The sequence below is a fragment of the Hahella sp. NBU794 genome (assembly GCF_050749805.1).
Taxonomy (GTDB): domain Bacteria; phylum Pseudomonadota; class Gammaproteobacteria; order Pseudomonadales; family Oleiphilaceae; genus Hahella.
On the sequence record NZ_CP192738.1, the window covers coordinates 1283579 to 1301645 of the forward strand.

Genomic DNA, 18067 nt, shown 5'->3' on the forward strand with positions numbered 1-18067 from the left:
AAGGACAAAAGGTATGCACCCTAACGCCGAACTGGTGACCCGTTTTTATGAAGCCTTTAAGGATAAAGATTATCGAACCATGCAAGCCTGCTATCACGAAGAGGCGGAGTTTCAGGATGAAGTGTTCACCCTCAAGGGCAAGGAAATCGGGGCCATGTGGCATATGTTGTGCGAACGCGGGGCGGACCTGTCGTTGCACTTTCATCACGTTGAAGCCGACGATCGGCAAGGCTCCGCTCGCTGGCGCGCGGGTTATACCTTTTCCACAACCGGGCGTTACGTGCTGAACAAACTACGCGCTGAATTTGAGTTCAAGGACGGCAAAATATATCGCCACCGCGACCGCTTCGACTTCTGGCGCTGGTCCCGTCATGCGTTAGGCTTGACTGGCTGGGCGCTGGGCTGGTCGCAAATGTTGCGGGATAAAGTGCAGGCCACAGCGGATACAAACCTGCGGCGCTTTATGGATAAGAACCCGGAATATAAAGACTAGATGGCTTAATGAAGAGCGCCGCCTTGAAAGGCGGCGCTGACAGTTACTCCCTATTCCCTTCCACTTTGAAGGTTAGGGCGCCGTTTAACAGGTCGTCATAGTCCGGTAAACGTCCCTCCGCCTGAAACAACGTCGGCAAATCGCTGTTTTGTTCAAGCTCTGCTATCAACGCGCCGTTGGCGTTTTGAATGGTCGCCGCAACGCTGTCGGGAGCGAGCCCCTTGATATTGAGCGCCGCCGTAAAGTCATGGGCGTCGATATCCGTCACCGTCATATAGCCGGAGAAGCCATTCTCGGCGCTGGAGTTACCCTGTAGCGCAAAACTGTTATTGGAAACAACCTGGCCGCGCAGTTCTCCGCTGGGGTTGGCATTGCTGTGGACATTCAGATAGAAGCCGCCGTGCAACAGGCCGGCTACGTCCGCCAGCTTGGCGCCGCGGGCTGCGCTGAACAGCTCTCCGTCGCCATTCACGTCTTCCAGAGGTAGAGCCACATCGCCATTGACGCCAGCGAAACCAGTATGCAGATGAGCGGCGGTGGCGTTGAAGCCCTGGTTGAGAATATTGATCCAGATAGCGCCAGTTTCATCATGCACGGTGACGTAGCCTGTCGAGGCGATATCTTCAGCGATGGGTTGGGTCACCGGTGGATTTTCCTGTTCCCCCTGTAACTCAGTCCGCATTGCAATGATATGCTCCGGAGTGATCTGACCACGTACTTCGCCGTTGGAATTGGCGTCGGAGTGAACATTGAAGTAATAGCCGCCGATAAGCAGTTTGGCGAGCTGGTTTTCCTCCAGCTTGGTCACTTTATTGAAGTGCGAGCCCGGGGCGCCGCCGTCGGCGTCGCTCACGTCATTGAGGGCGAAGACGATATCGCCGTTAGCCCCGGCGAAATTGTTGTGCACATGGGCTGCAGTCGCGGTGAATCCAGCATTCAGAATGTTGGCCCACACCACGCGGGTATCGGTTCTGATCGTCAGATATCCCAGGCTGTTCACCTGCCCACTGGCTGGAGTGAGAACGGGAGGCGCTTCCTGATCACCCTCTAGAGAGGCGCGAACAGTCTGCACGTGCTGGGGAAGAATCTGGCCACGGGCTTCGCCAGAAGGGTTCGCTGCCGAGTGAGTGTTCAGATACAGACCGCCATTGAGAAACTTGGCGAGCTGACTCTGATCCATCTCCACAACCTTGCTGAAGGAGGTTCCCTCCGCTTGCTCCAGATCGGCGCTGATATCGTTGAGAGCAAAGACGATGTCGCCGTTAGCCCCGGCGAATTCGCTGTGCATGTGCGCTGCGGTGGCGTTAAAGCCATGGTTCTGCAGGTTGACCCAGACTTTGGGAAGATCGCTTCTGACCGTCACGTAACCAATGCCATAGGCGCTCTCAGCTGCTGGCGCAGCCACGGGAGGAACTTCCTGCTCGCCCTGCAACAGCAGGCGAGAGGTTTGTACATTTTTAGGCAGAATCTGTCCACGCACTTCGCCGTTGGGGTTCGCTTCGGAATGAACATTCAAGTAATAACCGCCGTTAAGCAGTTTGGGCAGGTTTGCGGCTACTGCGCCAGGGGCGCTGCTGAAAAATACGCCGGGCTCCAGACCTTGATCCGCGCTGACGTCATTCAACGCAATCACTACATCTCCGTTGGCTCCGGCGAAGTTGGAGTGAACGTGGGCGGCGGTTCCTTGGAAGCCGATGTTCTGGATATTCGCCCAGATTCTGCCGTCATCGGTATCTACGGTAAAATAACCAATGCTTTCGATGTCGGCGGCAGCGGGTGTGGTTACTGGAGGTACTTCCTGTGCGCCTTCCAGCGCTATTCTTACCGCCTGGATGTCCCCGGGAATAATCTGGCCGCGTAATTGCCCCTTGGGATTTTTGTCTGTATGGACATTGAAGTACCAGCCGCCGCTTAGCAGCAGATTCAACGATGCGCCGGGCAGGTCGCTTAATTTCGTACCGCTGGGCAGATAGAACAGATTGGGGTCCAGCTCGTCGCGGGACAGGGCGATCAGCATGTCGCCATTGGCGCCGGCGAAGCCTTTGTGAAGGTGAACGGCGGTGACGGCGTCGTCCTCGTCCAAACCTGTGATTTTGACGCTGGCGGACAAGGTTTCGTTACCTTCGCCCATAGACGAATCCAGTTTGAATTCCGCAGTTGCCGTGGCGTTTTTATTGACCAATTTATCAACACCGTCTGCGTTCACCTCCTGCTCCACGCTCAAGGTTACATCGAAAATGCGCAGACTGGCGGATTCGCTCGCGCGTTCGCTGGAGGGCAGCAAATCAGATTGCAGCGCTGCTGACGGCAGCAGTCTGGAAGGAAGCTGCGCTGCGGGTAAGACGTTCTGGATGGGGGCTGTCAGCGTCACCTTGGAGGTGTTGTCGGTACTGGGGTGGCCATTGTCATCGCTGCTGCAGGCCGCCAATGTGCATATCGCGCCGACACAGAGCACTGCTCGGGAAGGACGCGTCAGTTCAAAAAGATTCATCAAGAGGTTCTCCCTGTTTCATGGAATACAGCCAGCGGCGGACAAAACCACCCCGGCGTGATTTTTTTATCGTCAGTCGTATGACGACCGAGAAGAGTGGTTTGGATGCAGTGGGAGAGAAATTTATTTGGACTAAGCACTATTGCTTATAAGGGGAAAAATGTCCTAGGTCGCTTTCCCGGGTGAGGAATATATAAAAACATAGAACTACTCGGAGAGTTAAATCATGGCTTACACATTAAGATTTGAAAGCATGGGGGATGCAGCCCCTTTTAATAACGGCGAACAGGTGAAAATAAGCAATGCATTAAGCATGCTGGAAACAATATTGGCGGAGTCTATTACTCTTCCAAAATGCAGCTCGATAAATAGATGGTTTGGCGGGGGGAATATTAAGGCGGTCCTCGAAGGCTTAAATAATATGCATAAGTATTTAACAAGGAAATGCACTAGCCTGACCTTTGTCTCTGCGCCCAGGCACCCCAAAGATTATATTGGCTGGGTCAGGCCGATGGTTAAAGTAGGATTGAACCCTTACGATTCTGATTTTGACAATCAACTGGGACAATCTTCCCATAGAAATAATGATAACTTCTTCCATCGCCTTAATAACAATGCGCCTCAAAGCAAGAAGTATACGGTCAAGGAAACAACAGGCACTTTCAGAGCCAACTGTGGATACGTTAACGTGCAAAGCGGGCTGAGAATCTACCTGACGCCAGGCTACCTGAGCGGTAACTTTGACGAAAATGATCGCAATGACGAACAGTGGTTCAAATTCCGTTGCGTCGCCCACGAACTTAGCCACCGAATTCTGGATACCATCGATATCGCATATGGAGCGCATGAGTGTGGCAGACTGGCGATAGGATCGGACAAGCGGGCGTCACTTAATAATGCGGATAACTGGGGATTGTTCCTGGCGGAAATATACAAGTTACGTAACTTAAGAGCTTTGCCGAACTAAGTAATAAAGTTTAACGGAAAGGGAGAGCCTTTTGCTCCCTTTCTGTTTTTTTATGACTTAGTTTTCCACTTCATGTTTTATCGGTACGTCAACACACAATACTTCATCTAACTTCCAAAAGCGGTCAAACAGTTCAGACTCGCATTCGAATGAGCCAAATATCTTTTCTATGTTCTCACGTCCAAATACTAAGATAGGGAGTTCATGCTGAATGAAAAAGGCCTTTAGGTCTTGGTGGATAAATATTACTGACCCTGGTTTCAATGGCTGACATAGAATATCCGAAGTCAAAACTATTGGAATAAAGTGATAGTCTGATTCAGAAATAGAATGACTTTTTAGCCATTCTATTAACTCAGGCTTTTCTCTCACAATGAAGCCGGTTTTTAGATTGTCCACATTACTATCATTTACCATATGCTGTACTTGAGCTAGCCGCCCCGCCCGGGCTCATGCGCTTCATACCGGGGAAGCTGGGCGTCCAGGTCGTCCCAGTTTGCTTTTGAGGTGACGAAATTGTGGGAGAGGGGGCGTTCGGCAATGTCTGAATCCAGAATTCCGAGACGCAGTCTCACCCGGTCAGGCGCTGCATCGTTTGAACTGAAGACCGGGGAAGCGCAGGTCCGGCAAAAGTGGCGTTTGCGTCCGGGCGCCATTTCGAAAAAGGCCAAGTGCTCCACGCCCTCCTGAACTATCAAGTCCGCCGTATTTACAAACCCATTGGTGGCGTAAGCCGTGCCGCTGCTCTTCCTGCACTTGGAGCAATGGCAATGAATAATCGACTCAATCGGCCCTTGGACTTCAATTTTGACCTGACCGCAAAGACAGCTTCCTTTGTACATCTTGTTTCCTGTGCTCCTGTTGAGATAACCATTCCTGTCTGTGGAAAGTCAGACAGTGGACGTATGCAAATATGCGGGCTTATAGGTGCGCATACCAGCAGATATTGCTTCGATAATCTGTATAAGGGCGTTGACGCCTCTAACTATCAGTGATGTGTAAGCGATAGATATTGTGATCGAGATATTCATTAAGCCGGCTTTTTATGTTTGAGACAGTCAGTTCTCCGCTGTGTACACGCTCTTCAGCCTGCTGATACTTATTACTCTCAGTGAGTGTATCCGGAGCAAAAAACAGGGTTTTACAACCCATTAAGATGGCGAAGCGTTTACAGAACTCAATGTAGGTTTCTATGGAGTCATTGTCTTCCCGGCAGAAAAGTCGGGTGTATTTCCAACCATACCCTATCTCAATACTGCGCCTTGAAGGCGCCGCGGTCAGCGCTTTGGGGCCGGTTATCCATAAGCCCTTATCATTAATGAAGTTCTCAAGACTTTCCTCTGTAAGCTCTGGAGGAGACGGAAATTCACCCCATTGTCAATCTCCGGGAAAGAGGTTCTTAGACGCAATCGACAGGCTTTCTGGGAGTTTGAGGATCTGCTGAGCATTCAGGTTGCAACTGATTAGGCAGGAAAGATTTACACTCATAATCTGTTGATACTTATCTGGTTAGTTTCTCACCCTGTATAAATCGGCCTTTATACTAAGCAGAGGCGCTCCCAACGCAAGCGAATATTCAGAGGGACGGCCGAGTCTCGGGCGGATTGTTTATCACCATGGGCGGCGGGGTGCTGTTGAGTCAGCGCGTATAGCAGTATGAGCAGGCTTCAGCGCTGGCTGTATTCATAATAAATATCAAACTCGCCCTCATGCGTTTTGACGAAGCCGTGTTTCTGGTAGAAGTCGTTGGCCTTGCTGTTGCGGAGCGCGCCGAGTCTTATTGGTAGGCCTTTATTGGCGGCTTCCGACTTCACTTTTGCAAGCACTTTTCCGCCGATCGATCGGTTTTGATAATCGGGATGAAGATAGAGGTGATCGAGGTATAGGTGGTCGTGCTTGTTGCGCAGGACGAAGAAACCGGCCAGCTTCCCGCTTTCCATGATCTTGAAAGTATCCTCCGGGACGAATGTGTCCAGGAAACGGCTTCTCACTCTGTTTGCATCAAACCGTCCCACGGCTTCCAGGCTGGGCTGCATCGCTTGAGCCCTGATCTCAGCAAGGGCGTCGCCGTCCTGATTGGTCGCATTTTCGTAGCGCGTGGTTTGCGCTGATTGAATCACTGCCTTACTGCTCCCTCAATTCTTGTTCCGCCGGATAGCGGCTAAACAGATTAAAGTGTCCATATAGATATTTATTGGGAAAGTCAGGGGAGATGACGACGCCTTTGGCGAGTATGCCCTGCTTGCCGAAACGTTTGGTGTAGGGCTCCAAGTAGAAGGCGACGGTCAGCGGCGTGTGGGACAGTTGGCCCAGTGTGGCGCTGTAGGTGACGGTGTCCACGGTGACGTCTTTGCGCAGTTTGGCGTAGTCGGGGAGGTTAATCTCGCGCAGGTCGAGGGTGGTAACGGGAGGCGGCGCGTTTTTGTCTTTGTTGAATGGCTGGCGATACAGCTCATTCTGGTAAGCAGTCATATAGGCGCTCAGGACATCGAACAGATAGCGGCTGAATTTATCCCAAAACGGGCCGACCTGATCCGGGTGAACGCCCACCAGCCAGTTTTGCTTTTCGGTATACAGACGTCTCTGTTTTTCGCGATCAATACTTTTATACAGCAAGGTCGCGAACAGCTTTTGGTTTTGTTTGGTCCAGTCCGACTCTAGGGGCGTCGGCAAAGGCTGTTGTTCGGCCACATGGCGGTAGCGCTGATAGTTGCGCCATGCCTCATAACGCGCCAGCGCGCCGAACATGACATCCGCCAGTGTGGTGATTTCGCTGGGGCGGAAAGAGCCGTCCTTGATGGTTTTCAGCGACTTTTCCAGATAGGCCTGCATTTCCTTCTGCTCGCGTTCGTAGATTTCCGCTGCGCTGTCCAGTTCCGGGGCGGGGTATTCGTGGCGGCCTGCGATGAGCTGACGGCCCTCGTTGGCGATTTCACTCATATCGTGCAGCTTGTTGAAGAACCCAACCGTCCACACCACGCAGACCAGAATGCAGACGCCCGCGGTGGCCAGGTGTTTGCCGGTGACGCCGGACTTATCTCGCCGGTGATCCGGCAGCAGCATCAAAATGGAAAGCCCCGCCAGGCTGAATAAGCCCAACAGCCCCACCAGCATGCTGTAGCCTTTGCTTTCCGCATAAAGAATGCAGCCGCGCAGCAAGACCAGATGACCCACGAAGAAGGGGATATAGCCCAGGTCAATGCCGGCGGAGTAGAGAAAGTTGATCTTCAGCAGGTAACTGTCGGAGACAAACACAATGGTCAGGATCAGGCCAGCCCAGGACAGCCACTTCGCCGCCCGCTTTTGCTCAGAGTCCGCCTCTTCCAGTCGAAACGGTTCCGCCTGCACAGGGGCTGGCTGCGGCGGCGGGTTTTGCAGCCGTTCCTGCATCTGGCGATACTTTTCCAGAATGACGCCGCAATCGAGACACTGAGTGGCGTCGATATTCTGTGACAGACACTTCGGGCAACGGGAGCGGTCATCTGTCTTGGGCGGTACTTCCGCAGTCTGTGGCGACGCTGTCGGTGAGCCTGATGTTTTGTTTTGATGCGGTGTTGTATTCGTTGTGACGGAGGGAGCGGCGGTGTTGTCCGTCTGCTCTCGTACTGCGCCGACGGCACCGACGCGGGCGAACTGCTGCTGATAGGACTTAGCGGTGAATTCGTTTAATCCTTCGCGACGAAATATGGCTTCGCCGCTGAACAAAGGCGCCAGCTCGGCGGCGTCGGTCTGGAACAGCTTGGCCAGTCCCGCCTGGGTCTTACCCTGGTCCGAGCCAGGGGAAAGTTGGCCTCTGAATTCGAAGGAATACTGCTTCATACCTGTTTCATAACTGCTTCATAACTACTTCATAACTGTTTCATACATAGGGACTCCTGAGCAAACAGGCGCAGAAGGCCAGCAGCCGCAGTTTCTCCTGTGGCGAGAGATCGGCTTTGCGAATTTGCGCCGCAGGCTCCGGCGTGGCGTACACCAACGCCGCCAAATTACCTTCCTGATCCAGCACCGCCATGGCGTTCTGCGGGTCCCAGGAAGGGGAGGCCACAGACTTGGCGCGTTTACGCTTGAGGAAATCCAGAACTTTCTTCGCATGCCCCAGATACTCGGCGACGGGGCCCAAAGCGGTGTCTTCCACCAGCTTCTCCTGAATCTTGCCCAGAGCGTCTTTGCTGCTTTCGTGAACGCGCACGGCCTGCCGCCATTCATAGACGACGGCTCCTTGCGCATCCGTCAAGGTCGCGCTTTGTTGTTTGCGCTCAATGACGCCGAGGTCTTGTTGCTCCGCATCGATCAGTCGATGCTTTTTCGCGCCGACCCAAAAGACGGGAAGTTCCTGCTGGTAAATGCGGTGTGCGCCACGGGCGTCGGCAATGGACTGCAGCATGCGCGGTTGCAGCAGCCGGGGAAGGCAGATGATAGTCAGCAGCAGAAAAATAATGCTAAGGACGCTGGCGAGAGCGCCCCATTGCAGATAGTGCGTCATCACCCGCAGCAGGTGATTCTGCAGCGTCAGAGCCAGTCCGGTTGAGGCCAGCACTAACGCCAGCGGGCTCCAATACGCGTTGTGATTGACGATACGGGCGACGGGCGCGTCGGACTCAGTGGACACCGTAAGAGACTCAGAGAAATGAACCAGATGAGGCGTCAGCTTGCCCGCTTCGAACAACAGTATTTGATCATCCGGCTCATCTTGGTCAGGCTCCTGCGGGGCGGCCTGTAAGCCTGCTTGCAGGCAGGCGGGGTTTAATTGCAGCGCCAGTTCCGTCAGCAAACCAAGCTGATGCAGTTTTTTCTGCCAGCCCTGAGCCTGTTTCCAGGTCAGATTACTTTTCAGTTTCACCGGCGCGCCTGCGAATACCTTGGCGGCCATGGCGTCGTTCAGACGCAACTGCGCTTTCAAATTACGCTGAACCTGAACAAGCTCCTGGCCGCTGGCGAGCTTGCCGCGCGTGACGACCTGATAGGTTTCCACGGCGTCCTGCATTATTCCGACACACTATGTTTAGCATTGAAAAAAAACAGACCGACTATTTGCAATAGCAATGCCGCTCCGAGAAGGCCGACCGGCCATAGCGAGGGGGATTGATCCATGGCTTCATAGGAGCCGCCGTATGCGGATAGTGCTGCGGCGAACCAGAGGCAGGCTGCTGTGGCTTTCACCTTGTTGCCAAGCCTGACCCGGCGCGACAACGCGTTGAACCACGACGGATGTATGCTTTTCACCAGCGACGGCTTACTACGACTCATGATGAAAAATCAGCGGGAAGACAGGGCGTGAAACAATTCCTTCAGCAGGTCCTTCTCTTCAGCAATGATGCGCTCGTTGAACTTGTAGGGATAGCTATTAACGCTGGCGGCGGCGATATCCAGGCAATAATTCATCATGGCCTGTTTGCTTTCCATCTGGTCCTGGTAGTTGGATTTGCTCTCGATTCGATCCAGGCACAGTTCTCTAAGTTCGCGCAGCATTTCCCGATCAGGACGGGTTTGTGTGAAGCGGTCGAGAAACTCGTTGATGTCATCGTCGGAAATGAATTCGATATCCGGAGATTCGCGACTGACCCGGCTCAGATGTTCGATGGTGTAGCGGTAGAGAATTTTCACTTCGGCGTCCTGACAACGGCCATCCGCCCAGATCATTTCAATCAGGGGAATCAGCTCAAGCAGGTAGATGTGGGACTCCTTTAAGCCGTGTTTTTGTAAAAAATTGTCAAACCCTTGCACTACAATTTCCTATTTTTCCAATCTCGGTTAAGGGCGTTTTGCGCCCGAACTCATACAGATACGCGATATTATAGCGCTTATTCAGATTCTCGCCCGAATTTCACAGATTGTGAACTCGCCCATTGACGCGTCCGTCCTCACTGGCGGCTTTAACGTCTTCTGCTAGCCTTACCTGCGATAACCAATAATAGGTTGCGGAGCTTCTCCGTAGTTAAAAATGAAAGGTAAACAAATGAAAAAGACATTATTTAACCGCTTGATGAATGTGCTTGTTTTATCCGCCGCCGTGGTCTTTTCCGGGACCTGCGCTGCAGAAAAAGTGACCCTGGCCAATGGTGAATGGGCGCCGTATCTATCTGAAAACCTCAAAGAATATGGCGTGATTTCCGATGTGGTGAAGAAAGCCTTCGCCAATGAAAATATTGAAGTGGAATATGTCTTCCTGCCTTGGAAGCGGGGTTATGAAGACGCCAAGAACGGCAAGCTGAATGGCTCGCTGATTTGGAGTCGCACCGAAGACCGGGAGAAGGATTTCGACTACAGCGACACTGTTATCGACCTGAAGACCGTTGCGTTTTTCAAAAAGGGCAGCGGCTTCGACTGGAGTGACGCAGCGTCTATGAAAGGCAAAAAACTGGGCGGCGTCACCGGCTATAGCTACGGTTTCGATGAAGAGGAAAAATCAGGGATGGTCAGCATTGAAAGGGTGTCCAGCGCGGACGCCAACGTGAAAAAACTGCTGGCGGGACGTTTGGACGCCTATATGGAAGACCTTGATGTAGGCAGTGAGCTGATGAACAGCATGGGCGTGATGGATCAAGTTGAAGTGCATCCCAAACCGATCAAGGAGAAGTCTTACCACTTGATTCTGAATAAGACGCAACCGGAAAACAAAAAGCTGATGGAGGCTTTCAACCGCGGTTTGCAGAAGCTGAAAGACAGCGGCGAGTACGACAAAATGATTGAAGCTTCCCGCCGCGGCGAATACAAAAAGTAAGCTGTATCTCCTTCAACCGCCGCGCCTTGCGCGGCGGTCTCAGTCAATCATCGCCATGGGCCGCTGCGTAATGGGATGCGGCATAATGCGACTCTCCACCTGATAAACCTCCCTGACGTTCTGCGACGTAATCAACGTCTCCGGCGCGCCTTCCGCCACGATGCGCCCGTGATTCATCAACACCAGACGGTCGGCGTATTGGGCCGCCAGATGCAGATCATGCAGCACGCAGAATACGCCTACGCCTTTGGCCGCCAGTCTGCGCGCGAGTTTCAATAAGGCGCACTGATGTTTCAGGTCCAGCGCTGAAGTGGGCTCATCCAGCATCAGGTATTGAGGGCCGGCGCCGACTCCCGTCCAGAGCTGGGTGAGAGCGCGGGCGATCTGTACGCGTTGACGTTCGCCGCCGGAGAGGTCCTGGTAATTTCGCTGCGCCAGATGGCCCGCGTCCACTTCTTTCAGCGCTTCCTGGCTCAGACGAAATGGATCGCCCCCAGATACTGTGCGTTGCACGCCCATCAGCACGACTTCCATGGCGCTGAAGGGAAAATCGAGATGCACGGACTGGGACAAGACTGCGCGCCGACGGCTTAACTGCGGCAGGCTGAACTGGCTGATGGGCTCATCGTCCAGCAATACATGTCCGCGGGAAGGCGACAGTTCCCCCGCCAGGGTCTTTAGCAGGGTGGACTTGCCTGCTCCGTTGGGACCCAGCGTCACTACCAGTTCCCCAGGGCTGAGGCTGAAATTGATCTGCTCCAGCAAGGTCTTGTCATGACGTATCACGGACACGGCGAAGGCGTGAATCATTGCGGGACTCTCTGTTCTTTACGGTTATCTTGAGGGCTTTTTCGGTTATCCAGGAACATGGAATGCATCATGAACGCACCCCGGATTTCCGGCTAAGCAACAACCACAAGAAGAAGGGACCGCCGATCAGACTGGTCAGTATGCCCACGGGCATTTCCGCCGGCGCAAACAGGGTGCGCGCCAGGGTGTCGGCGGAGATCGTCAGCGCGGCGCCCAGGATCGCGGAAGCGGGAATCAGCACGCGATGATCCGCTTTCCACAGCAGGCGCACCAAGTGCGGCGCCACCAGACCGACGAAGCCGACGATGCCGGACACCGCCACGGCGGCGCCTACGGCGACGGCGGAAAGCGCGATGACGCGGGTTTTCAGCTTCTCTGTGTCCGTGCCTAGATAGCGGGCTTCCTGCTCGCCCAGCAGCAGCCGGTTCAAATCGCCGGATTGACGCATCAGCATGACTATCACTGGTAGCGTGATGGTGAACGACACGCCCACTGACGGCCACAGCGCACCGCCAAAGCTGCCCATTGTCCAGAACGTCAGTGTGCGCAATTGCTCATATGTACTGAGATAGGTCAGAAAGCCCACCGCCGCGGCGCACATAGCGTTGACTGCGATGCCGGCCAGAATCAGGTGCGCCACGCTGGAGGCGGCGCCAAGCTGACCGACCTTGAAGATCAGCCAGCAGGTGGCCGCGCCGCCAAGGAAGGCGGCGACGCTGAGTCCATACAGCCCCATCCAGCCAGTGCTGAAAGGGAACAATACGATGACTAACGCCGCCGCCAGCGCTGAGCCGCCGGAGATGCCGATCAGTCCCGGGTCCGCCAGCGGGTTGCGAAACAATCCCTGCAGGGCGGCGCCGCTGACCGCCAGCGCGGCGCCCACCACACCGGCCAAGAGCACTCGGGGCAGGCGGATATGCCAGAGAATCATCCAGTCCTGACTGCTCAAGTCAAAGTTAATCACGGAGCGCCAGGTCAGAGAGTAAGCGCCCAGCATCACCGCGCCGAGAGTGGCGGCGGTCAGGCTGGCGCCCAGCAATAGCCAGATGCGGGTGGATTTATGCGGCATGGCGGAGAGGGTCTGCACAGGCGTTTACTCCATCCAGGTTTGACGGAGCTGTTTGGCGGCGACCACCGTGCGGGGGCCGAAACCGAGCAGCAACAATCCATCCATGGCGGCGATTTTGTCATTGCGTCCCGCTGGCGTGAGCCTGACCCCGGGAATGCTGCGCATAGCGTCGATGCCTCCGGCCTGTTCCATCCCCAGGGTAGTGGTCAGGATCAGGTCCGGTTGCGCCTGCGCCAGGGACTCCGGCGTCATGGGTTTGTAGCCTTCCACACCTTGCAGCGCGTTCACGGCTCCAGACAGACGGATAATGCGGTCCGCGGCTGTGTTGGAGCCGGCCACCATAGGCGCGCCGCCGCCGTGCTGAAGGATGAAAATCACCCGCGCGCTGCGTTGGTCCTGGGCTTTCTCCTGTTCCAGTTGCTGTTGTTGCGCCTGCATGGCCGTCACCAGCTTATCCGCTTGAATCTCTGCGCCAAGCAGGTAGCCGATTTGACGAATATTGGCGTAAACCCCGTCCAGATCCTGTGCGGTAGGGACGGTCAACCAGGTGGCTCCGGCGCTTTTCAGTTGTCGCAGCACAGCGGGGGGGCCTGCATCCTCACTGGCCAGCACCGCATCCGGACGCAACGCGAGAATGCCCTCGGCGGAAAGAGAGCGTTCATACCCGATTTTCGGCATGTTCTCCGCATCGGGCGGGTAATAACTGGTGATGTCGGAGCCGATCAGACGCTGTTCCTGCTCCAGCGCATAGACAATTTCCGTCACGGCGCCGCCGATGGAGAGGATGCGTTGCATGCGTTCGGGAGGCGGCGTCGGCGTTGCAGCCTGGGCCGCCATGCTAGCGACCCATAGCAATGCAACGCCGGCCAGGCGCGCGCTCCAGTCACGCACTGAGAAGCCGGCTAAGCTCATGACAGATTCTCCACCGACGCCACCAGTTCACGCCACTCGGTCAGTTCCGGCTTGCCGGGCTTGCGGGCGCCGAACAGGGTGAGCACTAGCTTGCGTTCATGGTTGAAGCATTCCAGGGAGGTCACCACACCATCGCTGGTGGGACGACGCACCGCCCAGCAGCTCGCCAGTTGCTCTGTATTCAGGTGCAGGTTGAAGTCCGGGTCCAGCACATTGAACCAGGGGCCGGCGCGCAACAGTTTGTTGACGGTCCCGGTGTGGATCTGCACGACGCCGTCGTTGCCCACAAACGCCATGATCTCCAACTGGCAATTGGCGGCGAATCGCAACGCCTGCTCCATGGCGTCCGTCGGCAGGCGATGGGCGTATTCCTGACCCGCCATCTGCAGCGCTTCCAGACGATCAATGCCCAGTTTGCTCAGCATGGCGTTAAAGTGGTGGACGTCTTTCAATTCCGACCAGGGCCGACGCACTTCGTCTTCCGTCACGTTGCCCGCATTGGGATAAAGCGGTGGCGTCTTCGCTTCGGGCATGAAAAACAGCTCCGCGTCGACAGCGAGGTGAGCGTTAATCCACTGGTCCCAGGCCGCCATATCCGTATGTTCGGTGGCATAGATTTTGTGCGTCGCCGTCCCAGAAGCGTCGAAAAACTGAATGCTGCGACGAGGCTGTTCGTCGGCGCCTTCGGTGACGGCGTAAGCGTGACGCCAGTGCTTGAAGAAGACGCGCAGATCGATCTCGCCCAGACATAAGCCCATGACGCCGGCCGCGTTGGCCTTGAAGTCATGGTAGACGCCGTGACGTTCGTGCACGGCCTGATCGTTGCGGGTCAGCGCCATCACCCGTCCTACAGATTCGATTGACGTCAACATCTCCGCGAAGTCGCCGCCAAGGGGCTGGACGCGCTGTTCCATTTGAGTGAGCAACAGCGCCAGCTCGCTCACTCCCAATAGTTCCGCCGCATTGCGGATACGCAGACGGGGTTGCTCCCGTCGCATTTGCGTCCAGGATTCTTTCAATCCGTCAGCAGGTTGTTTGATCGCCTCGTCTCTGCTGAGAACCGCTTGAGCCGTCATGTGTTCACCTCGTTATATATGCGATATATGTGCAATGGTTCCTGTGGAGCGTGCGGATCAGTTGGCGACCGGCATGAAACGGATATTGGGATGTCCGCTTGCGCCCGCGTCGGAGTAATAGTTGGTGATCTGTAGCTTGTACTTAGTGGCGTCATCGCCGCCGCTTTGGGTTTCGATCACGTAGACGCGGTAGTTGGACCAGATTTTGTGCTGACCTTGCAGGTTATAGGCGTACCAGGGCGAGCCTTCGAAAATGCCCGCGGTGGCGTCGGCCACATAGTGCATGCTGATGTCCGCGCCAGTGTCGGACTGCGTGCCGGAGACATAGTTGTTCAGGTCCGCCACAGGCAGCGGGCCGAAAGCGCCGCCAGCGCCGCTGCCGGAAGGGCCGCTGTTGGTCCAGAGCGTCCAGTTGAAGCCCTTGATCTCCAGCTTTAGATCCCAGGCCGCGTTGGCGCAGTCGACGGTGGCGTCAGCATCGAAATCAAAACACTGGCTGCCGCCGCTGAAGGGAACGGAGGCGGCGAAGGTGGCGTTGCCGGTGAAGCCTGCTGCATCGGAGGGTTGCACGTCGAAGCTGAAGGTGACGTCAATATTGGCGCTGGGGTTATAGGTCAACGAGGTAGCGTGGAAGCGGGCGTAGCTGGCGCCGGAATTAGAGCGCAGCAACCAGCCGTTGGCGTCGTTCAGCGATACCGTGTGAGTGGAGATATCGTAGTTGTACCAGCCCAGGTCCATGACGTTGCCGGTTCTGTCCCCGGAAGCGGTGATGGCGCTCAGCACGCTGTCGCTGGTGAAGGTCAGACCTGTTGTGTTCACTGCTGCGAGCAGATGCTCTTCTTCCGAGTCTGGCGTGGCGTTGAGAAATACGTTGGCGTTGGGATCGCCGCTATCTGTGTAGAAATCCTGCTGCGCCACCGCGAGCGCGCCGCGCACCTGGCCGGGGCCGGAAGCGCCGCCGTTGAGTACGACGCCAGTGCGGCGGAAACCGATATGCCAGTCCGTAGAAGAAGCGGCTTCCGCTTCCGTCAGCGACAGGGTTTGACCTGTGGCGAGGTTGACGTAGGTGTAAGCGTCGCGACTGCTGGCGTCGACGATCAGAGAAGTGTAAGCCGCGCCGGCGCCGTTATCAGGCGTGGAGCCGCTGTCGCCGCCATTGGTTGGCGTATTGTTCGCATTGTTATCGGGATCGCCGGAGCCTCCTCCGCCGGAGCAGGCGCTGAGTAATATCAGAGCGGCGGCGATGGCGCCGGATTTGACTGCAAGGGTGGGGGAGACTGGTTTCATAGCGTTGCCTTTATGTGTTTTTTGGGTGTGTGAGTGGGTTATTGCCATAGTGCTGCGTGATAGTGCTGAGTGATGTCCGGGCGCTGGCGTCAGCCTTTGATGCGCACGCCCAGGTAGAAAAATCGTCCTTCGTCCGGGCGGAAATCGCTGGCGTCACTGAAATCCCGCTGCGTATCCGTCAGATTGTCGATGCCGCCGAACAGGGTGACGCCCCAGGGCAGAGGTTGATTCACTTTGAAATCGAACGTGCTCCAGGACGGCGACTCCATGGAGCCGGCGATGTCGATGAACTCACTGGATTGAAATACGCCGTCCAGAGACAGCTGCGTTCCCCAGGAAGACAGGGTGTAATCCGCGCCCAGTTTTACCTGGTGGCGCGGGCGTTTCGGCAGCTCCAGGCCGGTGCGTTTGTCTTCGCTGTCCATCCAGGTATAGCCGCCGTGAATGTTCCATTGTGAGGACAGCGGGTAGGCGGCGCTGATTTCCGCGCCTCGGGTGCTGGCTTCGGCGATGTTGGTGTAGCGGTGAATGGCGACGCCGTCGCCGCGATCCGCCGTGGCTCCTGGATCGAAAGCGGTTTCGATCAGATCGGTGATGTCGTTGTAGAACAGATTGAGGTCCACGTAGGCGCCCTGGTCGCCGTAAGCGCCGACGCCTAACTGGTAACTGGTGGATTTTTCCGGCTGCAGGTCCGGATTGCCCAGCACCATGTATCCCAGATGACTGTGATCGAACACGTAATAACGTTCTTTCAGGTTGGGCACGCGATATCCACGGCCCACGCCGCCGCGCAGAAACAGGGTCAGGCTGTCTTCGCGCATGAGTTCATAGCGCGCATTGATTTTGGGCGCGGCGTAAGAGCCGAAATCGCTGTCCCGCTGCAAGCGTATGCCGGGGGTGATTTCCAGACGATCACTAATGAAATAGTCGTCCTGCAGATAGACCTCGATGCTGTGGCGGTCCGTGCCGGCGGGTACTTCGATCGCGTCGTCGTGACGTTGTTCAAGCGTCTCGTCAAACCCTTCCAGGCCAGCGGAAAGCAGATGGTCGTCATTCAAGGCGTAAGTCCAGTCCAGAGTCGCCCTGCGAGTCTCCATGCTGGCGCTGCGACGGTCTTCCTTAACGGCTGTGGCGATGGCGTCCTGATAGGTGACGTCGTCGAATTGCTCCTGCAGCAGTCGGGCCTGGAAATCTCCCGCCGCAGTGCGCCAGGCGGCGGACGCGCCCAGTCGGGTGCGCTCCGCTTCCTCCTCTTTGACCTTACGGATTTCCTTACCGGCGGCGTCAGCGGAGATGCGGTTATTGAGGTCTTCACGATAGTAACCGCCCAGCAGCTCATAGGACTGGTTCTGATCGGGCTTCCAGCCCAGGCGGGCAGACCAGTCGCCGCGTTCGCCTTCTGCGCCTTGCGTGGTCCAGTTTTCCGGCGTGGCGTCGAAGCCATCGCTGTCGCGATAGTCCATGCTGAGCGCGCCATACCAGGCGCCGTCGCGGCCGGTTAATCTCGCGGAGGCGCGGCGCGCGCCGATATCCGCCGTCTTGCCGCCGATGTTGTCTTTGCCGAAACTGGCGGCTTCCGCCAGCGCTTCGTAGTGCAGGCCCGGCTCGATATCCCGGGTGATAATGTTGATGACTCCGCCCATGGCGGCGCTGCCATAGAGCGCGGACGTAGCGCCTTTGACGACCTCTATGCGCTCGATATTGAGACTGCCGATCTGGGTGACGTCGACGCTGGAGCCGGTGCTGGCGGCGACGGGTTCGCCGTCTATCAGCACTTTGACGCGGTTGCTGTCCAACCCCTGCAGCCAGACTTCATAGCCGCTCTTGCCGTGGATTCTTTTCAGCAGCAGACCCGGAACGTCTTCAAGCGCTTCCTTGACGTCCCGCGCGTGTTTGCGTTCGATTTCCTCCCGCGTCACCACCTCGGTGCGCACTGGCGTTTCCATCAGCAGTTTTTCGCTGCGGGTGCCGGTGACGACGACGGTATTGAGCACCGTTTCCGGCGCAGTCGAATCGCCCAGCGCCTGCTGTGGCAGCGCGAGAGTGAGAGGAACGGTGAGTGTGACAAGTAGAAAAGGGTGAGATGTATGCGACACGAACAACCACTATCGACAGTTAAATGATAATGATTATCATTTAATAAAAATGAATCTCTGTCAATAATGATTCTTATTTGCGTTTATGTGAATGGTATTATTCACGGAGACGCGGATGTTTTTTCTCTCTAATTGATCACCTGAA

17 protein-coding genes are annotated in these 18067 nt (G+C 55.9%); 3 read left to right on the top strand and 14 right to left on the bottom strand.

What is annotated here, in order from left to right; all coding sequences use genetic code 11:
• The first annotated feature begins 13 nt into the window (after positions 1-13).
• A complete protein-coding gene (locus ACQYWX_RS05730; RefSeq protein ID WP_431688185.1) occupies positions 14-493 on the top strand; it encodes a nuclear transport factor 2 family protein in 480 nt (159 codons plus the stop codon).
• 43 nt (positions 494-536) lie between these two features.
• Here the strand turns inward: ACQYWX_RS05730 and ACQYWX_RS05735 are convergent, their stop codons facing one another.
• Positions 537-2984: a CHRD domain-containing protein gene (locus ACQYWX_RS05735; RefSeq protein WP_431688186.1), complete on the bottom strand. Its 2448-nt coding sequence runs from the start codon at positions 2982-2984 to the stop codon at positions 537-539.
• A gap of 226 nt (positions 2985-3210) precedes the next feature.
• Here ACQYWX_RS05735 and ACQYWX_RS05740 point away from each other — a divergent pair, with 226 nt between their 5' ends.
• Positions 3211-3951 carry a M35 family metallo-endopeptidase gene (locus tag ACQYWX_RS05740; protein WP_431688187.1) on the top strand — a complete coding sequence of 247 codons (741 nt, stop codon included), beginning with the start codon at positions 3211-3213 and terminating at the stop codon, positions 3949-3951.
• Positions 3952-4008: 57 nt separating this feature from the next.
• Here the strand turns inward: ACQYWX_RS05740 and ACQYWX_RS05745 are convergent, their stop codons facing one another.
• The 7 genes from ACQYWX_RS05745 to ACQYWX_RS05775 all read right to left on the bottom strand — a co-directional run bounded on the left by ACQYWX_RS05745 (position 4009) and on the right by ACQYWX_RS05775 (position 9675).
• A complete protein-coding gene (locus tag ACQYWX_RS05745; RefSeq protein ID WP_431688188.1) occupies positions 4009-4368 on the bottom strand; it encodes a hypothetical protein in 360 nt (119 codons plus the stop codon).
• A gap of 14 nt (positions 4369-4382) precedes the next feature.
• Positions 4383-4793, bottom strand: a complete 411-nt coding sequence (locus tag ACQYWX_RS05750) for a GFA family protein (RefSeq protein ID WP_431688189.1) — start codon at positions 4791-4793, stop codon at positions 4383-4385.
• Between the two features lie 825 nt (positions 4794-5618).
• Positions 5619-6071 carry a GNAT family N-acetyltransferase gene (locus ACQYWX_RS05755; protein ID WP_431688190.1) on the bottom strand — a complete coding sequence of 151 codons (453 nt, stop codon included), beginning with the start codon at positions 6069-6071 and terminating at the stop codon, positions 5619-5621.
• A gap of 4 nt (positions 6072-6075) precedes the next feature.
• Positions 6076-7770, bottom strand: coding sequence for a hypothetical protein (locus tag ACQYWX_RS05760; protein WP_431688191.1), 1695 nt, complete (start codon positions 7768-7770; stop codon positions 6076-6078).
• A 40-nt stretch (positions 7771-7810) separates the two neighbouring features.
• The gene (locus ACQYWX_RS05765; RefSeq protein ID WP_431688192.1) at positions 7811-8935 is read right to left on the bottom strand and encodes a hypothetical protein; all 1125 of its coding nucleotides are present in this window, start codon (positions 8933-8935) and stop codon (positions 7811-7813) included.
• The gene (locus ACQYWX_RS05770; protein WP_431688193.1) at positions 8935-9198 is read right to left on the bottom strand and encodes a hypothetical protein; all 264 of its coding nucleotides are present in this window, start codon (positions 9196-9198) and stop codon (positions 8935-8937) included. Before ACQYWX_RS05770 ends, ACQYWX_RS05765 begins: the two co-directional genes overlap by 1 nt.
• A 9-nt stretch (positions 9199-9207) precedes the next feature.
• Complete coding sequence (locus ACQYWX_RS05775) at positions 9208-9675, bottom strand: hypothetical protein (protein WP_216735171.1); 468 nt, start codon at positions 9673-9675, stop codon at positions 9208-9210.
• A 232-nt stretch (positions 9676-9907) separates the two neighbouring features.
• Here ACQYWX_RS05775 and ACQYWX_RS05780 point away from each other — a divergent pair, with 232 nt between their 5' ends.
• Positions 9908-10672: a substrate-binding periplasmic protein gene (locus tag ACQYWX_RS05780; RefSeq protein WP_279507295.1), complete on the top strand. Its 765-nt coding sequence runs from the start codon at positions 9908-9910 to the stop codon at positions 10670-10672.
• A gap of 39 nt (positions 10673-10711) precedes the next feature.
• On the opposite strand, the gene ACQYWX_RS05785 is transcribed toward ACQYWX_RS05780, so the two are convergent.
• The 6 genes from ACQYWX_RS05785 to ACQYWX_RS05810 all read right to left on the bottom strand — a co-directional run bounded on the left by ACQYWX_RS05785 (position 10712) and on the right by ACQYWX_RS05810 (position 17922).
• Positions 10712-11482 (bottom strand): heme ABC transporter ATP-binding protein, encoded by a 771-nt coding sequence (locus ACQYWX_RS05785; RefSeq protein WP_216735169.1) that lies wholly within the window; start codon positions 11480-11482, stop codon positions 10712-10714.
• A 67-nt stretch (positions 11483-11549) separates the two neighbouring features.
• A complete protein-coding gene (locus ACQYWX_RS05790) occupies positions 11550-12569 on the bottom strand; it encodes a FecCD family ABC transporter permease (protein WP_431688194.1) in 1020 nt (339 codons plus the stop codon).
• 6 nt (positions 12570-12575) lie between these two features.
• Complete coding sequence (locus ACQYWX_RS05795; RefSeq protein WP_431688195.1) at positions 12576-13463, bottom strand: heme/hemin ABC transporter substrate-binding protein; 888 nt, start codon at positions 13461-13463, stop codon at positions 12576-12578.
• Positions 13460-14539, bottom strand: coding sequence for a hemin-degrading factor (locus tag ACQYWX_RS05800; RefSeq protein ID WP_431688196.1), 1080 nt, complete (start codon positions 14537-14539; stop codon positions 13460-13462). Before ACQYWX_RS05800 ends, ACQYWX_RS05795 begins: the two co-directional genes overlap by 4 nt.
• A gap of 57 nt (positions 14540-14596) precedes the next feature.
• Positions 14597-15826, bottom strand: coding sequence for an HmuY family protein (locus ACQYWX_RS05805; protein ID WP_431688197.1), 1230 nt, complete (start codon positions 15824-15826; stop codon positions 14597-14599).
• Positions 15827-15915: 89 nt separating this feature from the next.
• Positions 15916-17922 (bottom strand): TonB-dependent receptor plug domain-containing protein, encoded by a 2007-nt coding sequence (locus tag ACQYWX_RS05810; RefSeq protein WP_431688198.1) that lies wholly within the window; start codon positions 17920-17922, stop codon positions 15916-15918.
• Positions 17923-18067 lie beyond the last annotated feature (145 nt).